Origin of the sequence: Spirillospora sp. NPDC048911 (assembly GCF_043198015.1) — a bacterium.
In the GTDB taxonomy this organism is placed as follows: domain Bacteria; phylum Actinomycetota; class Actinomycetes; order Streptosporangiales; family Streptosporangiaceae; genus Spirillospora.
On the sequence record NZ_JBICUD010000012.1, the window covers coordinates 34648 to 47961 of the forward strand.

The following is a 13314-nucleotide window of genomic DNA, read 5'->3' on the forward strand; positions in this document are numbered from 1 at the left end:
ATCGGAATGGGACTGCCGTGCTCGGAAAAGTAGTGAAGGCGACGCTCGCGGGGGCGGTGCTGGCCGGGGCCCTGGCGGGTTGCGGCGGCGACCCGGTCAAGGTGGGGGCCGCCGCGGTCGTCGGCGACGACCGCATCACCACCGCCAGGCTCGACCAGGCCGTGCTCGACTGCCGGCGGCAGTTCAAGAACGACCAGGTGGCCAACCAGGTCCGGGCGGCCCTGGAGAGCCAGCGGCAGCAGCAGCCCACGTCGGGCGAGCCCGCCGACTGCAGCGCGCGGTCCGCGCTCGACACGATGGTCAACTTCAGGGTCGCCGCGGCGGCGGCCGAGACCGCCGGGGTGTCGGTGACCGAGAGCCAGGTCGACCGGACGATCGGGCTGATGAGCCAGCAGGCCCCGGCCGAGTCGATCGTGGTGGCCCTCGGCATGCCGAAGGAGTTCACCCGCGACGTCGCCCGCATGAACGCCGCGCAGAGCCTGATCCTGCAGAAGCTCGGGGCCGACGCGAGCGAGCAGAGCCCGGCGACGCTCCAGGCGCAGCAGCAGGCCGTGGCGCTGTTCCGGCAGGCCGCCGACAAGCTCGACATCCAGGTCAACCCGCGCTTCGGCTCGTTCGACGGCAACCGGCTGACCGTCTCGCCGATCACCACCCGCCTGTCCGCGACCGAATCGGGTGTCCGCTGACCATGAGCCTGACCGCGTGATTATGGGACTGACTGCGTGACTATGGGACTGACTGCGTGACTATGGGACTGACTGCGTGACTATGGGACTGACTGCGTGACTATGGGACTGACTGCGTGACTATGGGACTGACACTGCTGGCCACGACCCACCGGGTCGCGCCCGGGCTGCTCGGCTGGAAGGCGTGGGAGACGCTGCGCTCGGCCGCCCGGGTGCTGGTCCGCGACGACCATCCGCTGCTGCCCTACCTCCAGGAGGCGGGCGTCCAGGCGGAGCGAGTCAGTGAGCCGGACCCCGCCGCGCTGGTCGCGGCGGCCCGTGCCGGGGGCGGCGTGGTGTGGGTGGCCGACCCGGACGGCGACGAGCGGCTGATGCGCGAGATCGGGCAGCTCGTCTTGAACGATCCCGTCGAGATCGAGGTCCTGCACGGCTCGTACGACCTGCCGGGCGCGCGGCTGCTCGACCTGGTCTCGGTCATGGACACGCTGCGCCGCGACTGCCCCTGGGACGCCAAGCAGACCCACGCGTCGCTCGTCCCGTACCTGCTGGAGGAGGCGTACGAGGTCGCCGACACCGTCGAGGACGGCGATCTGGGCGCGCTGCGCGAGGAGCTGGGCGACGTGCTGATGCAGGTCGCCTTCCACGCGGTGGTGGCCTCCGAACGCGCGGACGAGACGGCGTTCACCATCGACGACGTCGCGGCAGGGATCGTCGACAAGCTCGTCCGGCGGCACCCGCACGTCTTCGGTGACGTGACGGTGTCGGGGGCCGACGAGGTCAACGCCAACTGGGAGCAGATCAAGGCCGCCGAGCGGGCGGCCAAGAGCGGCGAGACCGCCTCCATCTTCGACGGGGTGCCGATGGGCCAGCCCGCGCTGTCGCTCGCCGCGCAGCTCCAGCGCCGCGCCGAGCGCGCCGGGGCGCCCGCGGAGCCCACCGACGGGGCCGACCGGGCTGACGTGTCCGAAAAGGCCAAATCCGGGCAGTCCGACGACATTGGTTTGCGCCTTTTCGCCCTGGTTCGTGAGGCGCGTGCGCAAGGCCGTGACGCCGAGGCGGAATTGCGCGCCGTCTCGCGGGCATACCGCGAGCGTGTCAGGGACTGGGAGTGCGCGCGACAGGAGTGACGGCACGCGGGCCCGGCGAGCGCGTTCACCCGTTCGCCGCGGTTCACGCGTTCGCCAGAGTTCATTCGTTCGCCGCGGTTCGCCCGTTCGCCGGTGGACCGCCCGCTGGACGCTCCTCGCGAACGATCTGCCGGGCCAACTGCGTTATCTCGGGCGCAAGATCGCAGATGGGGTGGTCTTGCGAGGTACGTCCGTTTACGCTGAGCGCGTGCTGGCTGGGACCGGAGAGCGTGGTGGTCGTCGAGGCGCGGGGCAGAAGGCTCGTGCGATCAGGGGCCTCGGTGGTCTCGCGCTGCTCGCGGGCGTCCTCGTCGCGCTGATGATCCTGCCGACGGCGTGCACGCTCGGCGTCGGCGCGCGCGACACCTCGACGTGGTTCCAGAGCGAGCCGTACGACCTCGACACCTCCGGCGTGCCGCAGCGCTCCAAGATCCTGGCGGCGGACGGCTCGACGCTCGCCACCTTCTACTACCAGAACCGCGTCGACGTCCCCATCACCAAGATCGCGCCGGTCGTCCGGCGCGCGGTGCTGGCGATCGAGGACAGCCGGTTCTACGAGCACGGCGCGCTCGACTCCAAGGGCACGCTGCGCGCGCTGGCCAACAACCTCGGCTCCGGCGAGGTGAAGGAGGGCGGGTCGGGCATCACGCAGCAGTACGTGAAGAACCTGCTGCTCGCCCAGGCCGAGTCGCGCGAGCAGGCGCAGGCCGCCAAGGAGATCAGCGCGGCCCGCAAGATCCGTGAGCTGCGCTACGCGGTCGCGATGGAGAAGAAGTTCTCCAAGGACGAGATCTTCCGCCGCTACCTCAACATCGCCTACTACGGCGACGGCGCGTACGGCATCGAGGCCGCGGCCCGGCACTACTACGACAAGCCCGCGTCCCGGCTGAACCTCCAGGAGGCCGCGACCCTCGCCGGCGTGATCCGCTACCCGTACGCCTACGACCCCACGCGCTATCCGGGCCGCGCCAAGGAGCGCCGCAACGTCGTCCTGCAGCGGATGGCCGACCTCGGCTGGCTCGACCGCCAGACCGCCGCCGTCACCGCCAAGCAGGACCTGCACCTCAACCTGCACGACACGCCGAACGGCTGCGTCACGAGCAAGGCGCCGTTCTTCTGCGACTACGTCCAGCGCGAGATCCTCACCAACCCTGTGTTCGGCAAGACGCCGAAGGTGCGGGAACGGCTGCTCAAGCGCGGCGGCCTGACCATCCACACCACGCTCGACTGGCAGACGCAGAAGGCCGCGCAGCGCGCCGTCGACAACCACGTCCCGCGCAAGAACTCCGCGCGCAAGGCCGCCGCCGAGGCGCTCGTCGAGCCCGGCACCGGCGAGATCAAGGGCATGGTCGTGGACCGCAAGCTCGGCTCGGACAAGGTGCGCGGCAAGACGTGGATCAACTTCGCCGCCGACGCCAGCCACGGCTCCAGCATCGGCATGCAGGCCGGCTCCACGTTCAAGGCGTTCACGCTGGCCGCCGCGCTCGAAGAGGACATGCCGTTCGGCACCCGGCTGATGGCACCGCGCCGCTTCACCCCGACCGGCTACCGCAACTGCAAGGGCCAGCGGATCAGCGACCCGAACGCGTCGCTGCGCAACTCCGCCGACGGTGAGGGCGGCCGCACCTTCAGCCTGACGACGGGCACGCAGCACTCGGTCAACACCTTCTTCCTGGCGTTGCAGCGCGAGGTCGGCCTCTGCGACACGGTCAAGATGGCCGAACGGCTGGGCATGCGGCAGGCCAACGGCAAGCCGATGGAGCAGTACGCCTCGTTCACCCTCGGGTTCAACACCGTGTCGCCGCTGCGGCTGGCGGCGGCGTACGCGGCGTTCGGCGCCCGCGGCGAGTACTGCTCGCCGATCGCCATCAAGCGCATCACCGACGCCGCGGGCAAGCCGGTCAAGGTGCCGGGCGCCGGCTGCAAGCAGGTCATGGACAAGGGCGTCGCCGACGCCGTCAACTACGTGCTGCGCGGCGTCCTCACCAAGGGCACCGCGCGCGGCATGGGCATCGGCCGGCCCGCCGCCGGCAAGACCGGCACGGTGGACAACTTCTCTGCCGCCTGGTTCGCGGGCTACACGCCGGAGCTGGCCTCGGCGGTCTGGGTGGGCGACCCGCGCGGCGGCTACCGGTACCCCATGACGAGCCTGTGCATGGACGGCAACTGCTACGGGGCGGTCTTCGGGGCCACGATCCCCGCGCCGATCTGGCAGGACAGCATGGCGGGCGCCCTGGAGGGCCGGGACGCGACGTCGTTCCACCGGCCGCCCTCGCACTACTTCAGCAAGGGGTCCGGTGAGGACAGGGTCAAGGTCCCCGACGTGCGCGGCATGAAGCTGCGGGCGGCGATCGCCAGGCTGCGGGCCGCCGGGTTCCAGGTCGGCATCGGCCGGCCGGTGGAGTCCGGCACGTATCCGAAGGGCACGGTCGCGGAGATGGAGCCGGGGCCGGGGCCCGCCGAGCCCGGCGACACCATCACGCTGCGGCTGAGCAAGGGCGGCAAGAAGAGGTTCCCCGACCTGAACCCCGACCCCCGGTCGCCGAAGCTCCCCGGCCGTCCGGACTGACCCCGGGCTTTGACCCGCTGGATCACTGGGTAGATCACCTCCGGGGCAGAGAGCACGTTGACCTGGGGGAACAGCCATGCGAGCCATCGCCGTGTCCGAGTTCGGCGCCACCCCGGCGCTGATGAACCTGCCGGTGCCGGAACCCGGCCCGGGTGAGGTACTGGTCAAGATGGTCGCCGCCGGGCTCAATCCGGTCGACTGGAAGATCAGCGACGGGATGCTCAAGGACGCCGTCGACCACGCGTTCCCGCTGATCATGGGGATGGACGGGGCCGGGGTGGTCGAGGCGACCGGCAGGGGCGAGACGTCGTTCAGACCGGGCGACCAGGTCTATGGCCAGTTCTTCATGGCGCCGCGCGGCCTCGGCAGCTTCGCCGAGTACGCCATCGCCGCGCCGGGGGCGGCCGTGGCGGCGATGCCCGCCGGAATGATCTACAGCCAGGCCGCCGCGGTGCCCACCGCGACGATGACCGCGCTCAACATGGTCGAGAAGGCCGGGGTGGACGAGGGCCACACCGTCCTGGTCGTGGGCGCGACCGGCGGCGTCGGCCAGTCCGCGGTCCAGCTCGCCGCCGACCGCGGCGCCAAGGTCATCGCGACCGCCCGCGGCGACATGGCCGAGGAGATGCGCCGTCTCGGTGCCGACGAGATCGTCGACCACGGCCGGGACGCCGACGTCAACGAGCAGGTGCTCCGGGCGCATTCCGACGGCCTCGACGAGATCATCGACCTGGTGAGCGACCAGCCGGCGGTGGAGCGGCTCGCGGGCCTGCTGCGTCCCGGCGGCACGTACATCAGCTCGATCTGGTCGGTGAACCCCGACAAGATGGCCGCCCAGCAGTTGCGCGGGCTCAACTTCGACAATGAGGCGAGCCCGGCGCTGCTGGCGGAGATCGCGAGTCTCATCGACGCGAGCAGGCTGCGGGTCATGGTGCACGACGAGGTCTCGATGGAGGACGCGCCCGCCGCGATCGCCCGCGGGCGCGCCGGAGGTTCTCATGGCAAGACCGTGATCCGCCTGTGACGAGGCGCTGACGTGGCACCTGAGCGGTCCATGGCCGCGCGGGTCGTCCCCGACGCCCTGCGCCTGTTCCTGGCGACGGAGACGGCCGGCACGCTGGTGCTGCTGGCCGCCACCCTGGCCGGTCTGGCCTGGGCCAACTCGCCCTGGGACGACACCTACGAGACGTTCTGGCACACCGACCTGTCACTGCGCTTCGGGGAACATTCGTTCGCGCTGAGCTTGCAGCACTGGGTCAACGACGGCCTGATGGCGGTGTTCTTCTTCGTCATAGGGCTGGAGATCAGCCGCGAGGTCAAGGTCGGGCAGCTGCGCGACCGGCGGCTGATCGCCGTCCCGATGGCGGCCGCGCTCGGCGGGATGGTCCTGCCCGCCCTGATCTACTACGCCGCCAACGCGGGCGGCGCGGGCGCGGCGGCCTGGGGCATCCCCATCGCCAGCGACACCGCGTTCGTGCTCGGGCTGCTGGCGGTCATCGGCACGCGCTGCCCGGAGCCGCTCCGCGCGTTCCTGCTCACGCTCTCGGTCGTGGACGACGTCGGCGCGATCCTGGTGATCGCGCTCTTCTACACCGAGGACGTGTCGGTGCCCGCGCTGCTGGCCGCGTTCGCGCTCATCGGCCTCATCATGGCGCTGCGCTGGCTCTACATCTGGCGGGCGCCCGCGTACGTGCTGCTCGGCTTCGGGGTATGGGTGGCCATGGTGGAAAGCGGCGTCCACCCCACGCTCGCCGGGATCGTCCTGGGCGGGCTCGTGGTGGTGTACGCGCCGAGCGAGCACAAGCTGCTGCGTGCGGGCGAGCTCGTCCAGGCGCTGTCCCGCGACCCGACCCCCGAGCTCGAACGCGAGGCGACCCGCAGCGTGCGGCGGACGGTGTCGGTGAACGACCGGCTCCAGCTCCGCCTGCACCCGTGGACGAGCTACGTCATCGTGCCGATCTTCGCCCTGGCGAACGCGGGGGTGCGGCTGGACGCCGAGACGCTCCGTCGCGCGGCGACCTCGCCGATCACCATCGGCATCGCCCTCGGCCTCCTCCTCGGCAAGTTCGCCGGGGTCGTGCTCGGCACGTGGATCCCGCTGCGCCTCAATTGGGGCGACCTGCCGGGCAACCTGGTCTGGGGCCAGATCTTCGGGGGCGCCGCCGTCGCGGGCATCGGCTTCACCGTGTCGCTGTTCATCACCGACCTCGCGTTCGCCGATCAGGCGCTCCAGAGCCAAGCCAAGATCGGAATCATCGCGGGGTCCCTCCTGTCGGCCGGGTTCGGCTGGCTGGTCTTCCGCCTCGCCTGGGACCGCGGCGCCGTCTGCGCGCCGCCGCGCCTGCCCGACGAACGCGATGTGAGCCCCGACCCTCTGCCGCCCGTTACCGCCGCCGACCATGCCCGCGGCCCCGCGGCCGCCCCCGTCACCGTCGTCGAGTACGCCGACTTCGAGTGCCCGTACTGCGGGAAGGCGGAAAAGACCCTGCTCCGCCTACGTGAACGTTACGGCGACGACCTGCGCCTCGTCTTCCGCCACTTCCCGTTGCGCGAGATCCACCCGCGGGCCGTCCCCGCCGCGCTGGTAGCCGAGGCCGCCGCCGACCACGGCCTCTTCTGGGAGATGCACGACGAGCTCTTCCGCAACCAGCTCGCCCTCACCGACGAGGACCTCACCCGCTACGCCGCCGAACTCGGCTTCGACCCCTGGACCGACGTCGAGGACCACCGCGCCCGCGTCAACGCCGACCGCGAATCAGGCGAGCGCAGCGGCGTCATGGGCACTCCGGCCTTCTTCATCAACGGGACGATGTACGAGGGGGACTACGACTTCGACTCGTTCAGCGCCGCCATAGACGCCGCCCTGGGCAGCGACCAATGCCGCATTCCGCAGCAGTAGCAGTAGCAGTATCCGCCTACATCTCGGGGTGCTCGGCGTCCCAGCGTTGCCGAGCTTCGCCGATAGCGCCCTTGTGCTCCCGCGACCAATCAGCCAACGTCACGATGGTCTGGGCGAGGCTGCGTCCCATCTCCGTGAGACGGTAATCCACCTGCGGCGGAATGGTCGGATAAGCGTTTCGCTCGACGAGGCCGTCCCGGCACAGCCGTTTCGTGGTCAGCGTCAGCATGCGCTGCGAGATCCCTGGGATCGCCCTCTCCAGCTCGCGGAACCGACGTACGCCCTTGGACAGCTCCACGAGCACCAGCACGGTCCACCGGTCGCCGATCCGGTCGAGCAGCTCGCGGATGCCGCAGTCGTCATCGCCGCACGGCCCGAGGACCTGGGGACTTACGGGCATGTTCGTGACCGACACGGAAGTGCCTCCTTACGGCCGCGCCGATGAGCGCGGATGCTCGATTCCGTCGTTCTGATCAACGTAAGGAGTGTCCTGATGATTCTCGTCACCGGTGTGTCCGGAGGGCTCGGCGGCCTGATCCTTAAAGGCCTGTCCGGCCGCGATGTGGTGGCGGGCACTCGCTCAGGTGACGGCGTCACCGCCCGCCGGATCGATTTCGACGAGCCGGAGACTCTGGCCGAGGGTTTCAAGGACATCGATGTGCTGGTCTTCGTCTCGGCCGGATACGCCGAGGACGACGTCGTGATCGCCCGCCATGACGCCGTCGCCGACGCCGCGGCGCGGGCCGGGGTCCGGCATGTGATCTACACCAGCCTCGCCGGCTCGGGCGACTTCATGAGCATCGCGCTCCCGCATCGCTGGACGGAGGCACGCCTTGCCGACGGCCCCTTCGACGTGACCATCCTGCGCAACGGCCTGTACGCCGAGATACCGGCTGGTCTGGCCGCCATGGGCGCGGGCCCGGCAGCCGACACCGGCGTCTTCGCGGCACCCCTCGGCAGCGGCCGGGCCTCGGTCGTGGCCAGGGAGGACCTAGCCGACGTGGCCGTACGCGTCGCGGCCGAGACCCAGCGTGATCTCGCGGCGAACCACCGGAGCCGGCACGCCGGCAAGACCTACGAACTCGAAGGCGTCACCACGATCGGCGGCAAGGACATCGCCGAGATCCTGGCCGAGGCGCTCGGACGCCAGGTCGAATACCAGTCCGTCTCCCTCTCCGAAACCCGCGCGGCGCTGACGGGCCTCGGCCTGGAGCCCTACCAGATCAACCACACGCTCTCCCTGTTCTCCAACATCAACGCGGGCACCCTCAAAGGCCACGACACCGACCTGGCCACCCTTCTGGGAACCGGCCCGCGCCCCGTCCGGGAGACCATCGCCCAGGCCATATCAACGCCCTGACCAGGGGGAACAAAACACCCCACCGACCGGTTGTACGGGCCGTTCCAAAGGAGGCCACATGTACGAGGACTACCAGCGCGCGACGATGTTCTTCGACGCGAAGGACTACATCTCGGCCGCGCAGCTCCTGGCTCCGATCGTGGCCGGCGACCCGTCCAACCGCGCGGTCGTCGAGCTGCTCGGCCGGGCCTACTTCCACAGCGCCCAGCTGGGCCGCGCCGAGGAGACCTTCGCCCGCCTGGTCGAGCTCGACCCCGGCAACGGCTGGGCGTACGAGGCGCTCGCCCGTTCCCTGGAGCGCCAGTCCCGCCACGACGAGGCCGCCCGCTACCGCAAGCTGGCCCAGGCCATGGGCGCCGACACGTCGACCGAGATCGAGGTCTCCGTCACCGCCGCCAACCTCGCCTAACTCCTGGGGAGGTCCAGGAGGAAGCGGGCGCCTTCGGTTTCGTCTTCGCGGTCGGTGATGGTGAGGGTGCCGCCGTGGGCGGCGGCTATGTCGCGGGCGATGGAGAGGCCCAGGCCGGTGCCGCCGGCGTCGCGGTGGACGCCGTCGGCCAGGCGGGCGAAGCGTTCGAAGACGCGCTCGCGGTCGCCCGGGGCGATGCCGGGGCCGTCGTCGATGACTTCGACCCGGGCTCCGTGAGGGACGTTCCGGACGGTGACGGTCAGGGTGGACGTCGCGTGGCGGTCCGCGTTGTCGATGAGGTTGGCGAAGAGGCGGGCGAGTTCGTTGCGGCCGCCTTGGATGACCACGGTGTCGTCGCCGTCGATGGTGACCTTGGAGCGGCGGGGGCGGCGGAGGATCTCCTGGTCGGCGAGGGCGTGCAGGTCGACGGACTCGCGTTTGAGGCCCGCCTGGCAGTCCAGGCGGGCCAGGGCCTGGAGGTCGTCGACGACGGCGTGGAGGCGTTCGGCGTTCCGCAGGATGGCCTGGAGGGTCTCGGGGACGTCGGTCGCGTCCAGGTCGGAGAGCGCGAGTTCGAGTTCGGTGCGCAGGCCGGTGAGGGGGCTGCGCAGCTCGTGCGAGAGGTCGGAGACGAACGCTCGTTGCTTGGCGACGGCGCCTTCCAGCCGATCGAGGGTGGCGTTGACGGTCCTGGCGAGGCGGGCGATCTCGTCGTCGCGGGGCGGTACGGGGACGCGGCGTTCGAGGTCGGACGCGGTGATCTCATCGAGTTCGCGGCGGATCTCGTTCACCGGCTGGAGCGCGCGGCCCGCCGACCGCCAGGTGCCGTAGCCGATCAGGCCCGCGATGAGCGGGACGCAGAGCGTGAGGATCGTGCCGAGCAGGGGATCGGGCATCAGGCCCGGGCGGCGGGCCAGCGAGTACACCACCCTCGGGTCGGCACGGTCGTCGGCCCGTATGGCGACTGTCAGATAGCAGCCGTCCTTCCGGCAGGTGACGCCGTCGCGCCGGTCGTCGTCGGCGGCGGGCGGGGGGAAGTCGACCGCGGGCCGGCCCTTCATCCCCGGGGTGGCCGCGAGCACGCGACGGCGGGAGTCGACGACCTGGACCAGGTCCACGTTGCCCGTGATGGTGCTCTCGGTCAGCTTGTCCATGCGGACGAGGGCGGCCACGCGGCGTCCGGTCCGGGCCAGGATCCGTTCGCGGTCGCTCACCTCCTCCTGGCGGACCATCGTCATCACCGCCACGTAGAGGGCGAGGGAGAACAGCCCGGAGACGAGCACGGCCGAGACCGTGACCCGGACCCGGATCTCGGGCTCTCGCCGGATCCATCGCCACAGCGCGTTCATCGCGCTGGTTACTTCCCTGAGCTGGGCAAATGCCACCCGGTCGGCGGGTCAAACTCTGTCAGCCGGAGTCGAGGCCCCAGCGGGTGCGGATGGCCCGGTCGACCACGCCGAAGAGCTGGTCGATGAGGATGCCGATGATCAGAATCATGATCATGAAGGAGATCATGGCGGGGGTGTCGTTCAGCTCGCGGGCCTGGGACAGCAGGACCCCGAGCGACGTGGTGTCGCCGATGATGACCAGCAGCTCGCCGGCCATCAGGCTGCGCCACGCGAACGCCCAGCCCTGCTTGAGCCCCGCCACGAACGAGGGCAGCGAGGCCGGCATGATCAGGTGCCGGTAGAAGTCGAGGCCGCGCAGCCCCATGACCTTGCCGGCGCGCAGCAGGATCGGCGGGGTGTAGTCGACGCCGGCGATCAGCCCGTTGGCGATCGACGGGGCGGCGCCGAGCACCACGACGAAGAGGATCGCGCTCTCGCTGAGCTTGAACAGCAGGATCGCCAGCGGGAACCACGCGATCGACGGCATGGTCTGCAGGCCGGTGATCAGCGAGCCGAACGCCCGCCGCATGATGCGCGACTGCGACACCGCGACGCCGATCGCCACGCCGATCACGATGGACAGGGCGAACCCGATGACGGCCCGCTGCATGGTCAGCCCGACGGCCTCCCAGAACGAGCCGCTGGTGATCTGGTCGACGAAGTCGGGCGCCATGTCCGTCGGGCCGGGCAGGACGTAGCGTTCCTTCCAGCCGCTCATCACCACGGCCTGCCACGCGGCGAGCGCGATGGCGACCGCGGTGAGCATGGGCCAGAGGGCCGACCAGAAGCGCAGCAGCGGGTTGCGCCGCGAGCCGGTGGTCAGCTCCAGGGCGTCCAGCCCGGCGATCTGCCTCTCCAGCTCGGGCCGGCTCTTCTTGCCGATGTCAAGCGCCATGACGACTCACTTCCGCGCGCAGCCGGTCGGTGATGGTGGCGGCGAGGGACGCGACCTCGGGCGAGTCGATGCGCCGCGGCCGTGCCATCGGCACGGGGAACTCCTCGACGACGCGGCCGGGACGGCTGCTGAGGAGGACGACGCGGTCACCGAGGCGGACGGCCTCGCGGACGTTGTGCGTCACGAACAGGACGGTCAGGCCGCGCTCGCGCCAGATCCGCTCGATCTCGTCGTGCAGGAGGTCGCGGGTCATGGCGTCGAGCGCGCCGAACGGCTCGTCCATCAGCATGACGGTGCCCTGCCCGCTGTCGGTCTCGTCGACCGTGAGGGCCAGGGCGCGGGCCAGCGCGACCCGCTGCCGCATGCCGCCGGAGAGCTGGTGGGGCCGCTTCTTGGCGAAGTCGCCCAGGTGCACCGAGTCGAGCAGCTCACCGGCGCGGGACCGGCGTTGCGCGCGGGGCACCCCGCGCATCTTGAGCGCCAGCTCGATGTTGGCGGTGACGTTCAGCCACGGGAACAGCGCCGGCTCCTGGAACATGAGCGCGACCCGGGCGCCGTCGATGTCGATCGTTCCGGCGGTCGGCTCGTCGAGGCCGGCGACCAGATTGAGCAGGGTGCTCTTGCCGCAGCCGGACGCGCCGAGGAGGCAGACGAACTCGCCCGGCGCGACGTCCAGCGAGACGTTGTCGAGCGCCAGCAGCGCCGAGGTGCCGGAACCGAATGCTTTGGACACGCCGTCGAGCCGTACCGCGGCCGCGGTCCGGCTCGGGGCGGCCTGGACGGCCTGTGTCATTTGTCGCTGACCTGTGCCTTTCCGCTTGTCTTGAGGATCTCGTTGAGAGGACCGAGGTCGTAGATGCCGTTCAGGTCGGTCTTCTCGAGGAGTCCGATCTCCTCCGCGTGCTGGGCGCCCTGGACGAGGGAGGGCGCGACCGGGTCGGTGGTGAACTGGATCTCCTTGAAGGCCGAGTCCAGCACCGCGTCCTTGAGCGGCTTGCCGCTGAGCTTGCTGAGTGCCGCGTTGACGGCCTTCTTGGCGTCCGCCTGGTCGTCGTTGAGGTAGGCGGTGGCCTCGACGACGCCCTGGAGGAGCTTCTTCACCTGGTCCGGGTGCTTCTTCTGGAAGTCCTGGCGGACGATCAGGTGGGTGATGACGAACTTGCCGCCGGGCCAGAGGGTCTTCTCGTCGACCAGCTTCACGCCCTTGCTCTCCAGGACGAGGCGGGAGGCGAACGGCTCGGGCACCCAGGCGCCGTCGATGGTGCCCTGGGCGAAGGTCTGCAGGGTCGTGGCGTTCTCCTGCGGCACGACCTTGACGTCGCCGCTGCCGTCCTTGTTGGCGGTCAGGCCGTTCTTCTTGAGCCAGTACCGGACGGCCACGTCCTGGGTGTTGCCCAGCTGCGGGGTGGCGATCTTCTTGCCCCTGAGGTCCTGCGGGGTCTTGATGCCCGGCTTGACCACCAGCGCGACACCGCCCGACGCGGCGCCGGAAATGATCTTGATCGCCTTGCCCTTGGACTTGGCCCAGGCGTTGATGGCCGGGTTGGGACCGACGAACGTGGCGTCGACGGCGCCGGAGAAGACCGCCTCGACGGCGGCCGGGCCGGCGTTGAACGTCGCGGTCTTGGGCGCGGTGCCCAGGTGCTTGGCGAAGATGCCCTTCTCGACGCCCACCAGTGCGGTCGCGTGCGTGATGTTGGGGAAGTAGCCGAGCTTGAGCGCGGCGGGCGCACCGGACTTCCCGCCGTCGGAGTCGTCGCCGCAGGCGCCCAACGTGCCGGCTCCAGCCAGGACGATCAGTGCTGTGGCGGCGATCCGGCCGCGGTATCTGCCGAGCATTGTCAGTATTCCCTACTTATCAAGTGTGTTTGATGGTCACAGTAGACAATGTAGGTAATGCCTTCGTCAAGTCGCAGGTGTGGCACGGTTCCGTAACGAGGGCCCGCCTTCGATAGGCTCAGAACCATCAGCCGCAGCAGAA

The 13314-nt window shown here is 70.2% G+C and carries 12 protein-coding genes; 7 read left to right on the forward strand and 5 right to left on the reverse strand.

The genetic code is table 11. The features are described from left to right. The first annotated feature begins 17 nt into the window (after positions 1 to 17). From ACGFNU_RS41410 to nhaA, 5 genes are all read left to right on the forward strand, one after another. Positions 18 to 686: a SurA N-terminal domain-containing protein gene (locus ACGFNU_RS41410; RefSeq protein ID WP_392602100.1), complete on the forward strand. Its 669-nt coding sequence runs from the start codon at positions 18 to 20 to the stop codon at positions 684 to 686. Positions 687 to 808: 122 nt separating this feature from the next. Continuing rightward, a complete protein-coding gene (locus ACGFNU_RS41415; protein ID WP_392602101.1) occupies positions 809 to 1813 on the forward strand; it encodes a MazG family protein in 1005 nt (334 codons plus the stop codon). A gap of 208 nt (positions 1814 to 2021) precedes the next feature. Then, complete coding sequence (locus tag ACGFNU_RS41420; protein ID WP_392602102.1) at positions 2022 to 4382, forward strand: transglycosylase domain-containing protein; 2361 nt, start codon at positions 2022 to 2024, stop codon at positions 4380 to 4382. A gap of 76 nt (positions 4383 to 4458) precedes the next feature. Further along, complete coding sequence (locus ACGFNU_RS41425) at positions 4459 to 5406, forward strand: NADP-dependent oxidoreductase (protein WP_392602103.1); 948 nt, start codon at positions 4459 to 4461, stop codon at positions 5404 to 5406. Positions 5407 to 5418: 12 nt separating this feature from the next. Further along, positions 5419 to 7281: a Na+/H+ antiporter NhaA gene (nhaA, locus tag ACGFNU_RS41430; protein WP_392602104.1), complete on the forward strand. Its 1863-nt coding sequence runs from the start codon at positions 5419 to 5421 to the stop codon at positions 7279 to 7281. Between the two features lie 16 nt (positions 7282 to 7297). Here nhaA and ACGFNU_RS41435 read toward each other — a convergent pair whose 3' ends face one another. Next, a complete protein-coding gene (locus tag ACGFNU_RS41435; protein ID WP_392602105.1) occupies positions 7298 to 7696 on the reverse strand; it encodes a winged helix-turn-helix transcriptional regulator in 399 nt (132 codons plus the stop codon). Positions 7697 to 7774: 78 nt separating this feature from the next. Between ACGFNU_RS41435 and ACGFNU_RS41440 the strand changes: the two genes are divergently transcribed. Both ACGFNU_RS41440 and ACGFNU_RS41445 read left to right on the forward strand, forming a co-directional pair. Next, on the forward strand, positions 7775 to 8641 hold the full coding sequence (locus ACGFNU_RS41440; RefSeq protein WP_392602106.1) for an NmrA family NAD(P)-binding protein: 867 nt from the start codon (positions 7775 to 7777) through the stop codon (positions 8639 to 8641). Positions 8642 to 8699: 58 nt separating this feature from the next. Then, the gene (locus ACGFNU_RS41445) at positions 8700 to 9050 is read left to right on the forward strand and encodes a tetratricopeptide repeat protein (RefSeq protein WP_392602107.1); all 351 of its coding nucleotides are present in this window, start codon (positions 8700 to 8702) and stop codon (positions 9048 to 9050) included. On the opposite strand, the gene ACGFNU_RS41450 is transcribed toward ACGFNU_RS41445, so the two are convergent. From ACGFNU_RS41450 to ACGFNU_RS41465, 4 genes are read right to left on the reverse strand one after another with little or no spacing between them, the layout of a single operon-like run. Continuing rightward, positions 9047 to 10399: a sensor histidine kinase gene (locus tag ACGFNU_RS41450; RefSeq protein WP_392602108.1), complete on the reverse strand. Its 1353-nt coding sequence runs from the start codon at positions 10397 to 10399 to the stop codon at positions 9047 to 9049. The two genes, ACGFNU_RS41445 and ACGFNU_RS41450, sit on opposite strands and share 4 nt — an antisense overlap. 58 nt (positions 10400 to 10457) lie before the next feature. Next, entirely contained in the window at positions 10458 to 11333 is an 876-nt protein-coding gene (locus ACGFNU_RS41455; RefSeq protein ID WP_392602109.1) for an ABC transporter permease, read from the reverse strand. Further along, entirely contained in the window at positions 11323 to 12126 is an 804-nt protein-coding gene (locus tag ACGFNU_RS41460; protein ID WP_392602110.1) for an ABC transporter ATP-binding protein, read from the reverse strand. The genes ACGFNU_RS41455 and ACGFNU_RS41460 overlap by 11 nt, the downstream gene beginning before the upstream one ends. Continuing rightward, positions 12123 to 13172, reverse strand: coding sequence for an ABC transporter substrate-binding protein (locus tag ACGFNU_RS41465; protein ID WP_392602111.1), 1050 nt, complete (start codon positions 13170 to 13172; stop codon positions 12123 to 12125). The genes ACGFNU_RS41460 and ACGFNU_RS41465 overlap by 4 nt, the downstream gene beginning before the upstream one ends. Positions 13173 to 13314 lie beyond the last annotated feature (142 nt).

Bases quoted from the DNA above. Each gene is read 5' to 3' on its own strand.
- ACGFNU_RS41425 (WP_392602103.1), top strand. From the start codon at position 4,459: ATGCGAGCCATCGCCGTGTCCGAGTTCGGCGCCACCCCGGCGCTGATG.
- ACGFNU_RS41440 (WP_392602106.1), top strand. From the start codon at position 7,775: ATGATTCTCGTCACCGGTGTGTCCGGAGGGCTCGGCGGCCTGATCCTT.
- ACGFNU_RS41450 (WP_392602108.1), bottom strand. From the start codon at position 10,399: ATGAACGCGCTGTGGCGATGGATCCGGCGAGAGCCCGAGATCCGGGTC.
- ACGFNU_RS41415 (WP_392602101.1), top strand. From the start codon at position 809: ATGGGACTGACACTGCTGGCCACGACCCACCGGGTCGCGCCCGGGCTG.
- ACGFNU_RS41465 (WP_392602111.1), bottom strand. From the start codon at position 13,172: ATGCTCGGCAGATACCGCGGCCGGATCGCCGCCACAGCACTGATCGTC.
- ACGFNU_RS41445 (WP_392602107.1), top strand. From the start codon at position 8,700: ATGTACGAGGACTACCAGCGCGCGACGATGTTCTTCGACGCGAAGGAC.
- ACGFNU_RS41455 (WP_392602109.1), bottom strand. From the start codon at position 11,333: ATGGCGCTTGACATCGGCAAGAAGAGCCGGCCCGAGCTGGAGAGGCAG.
- ACGFNU_RS41460 (WP_392602110.1), bottom strand. From the start codon at position 12,126: ATGACACAGGCCGTCCAGGCCGCCCCGAGCCGGACCGCGGCCGCGGTA.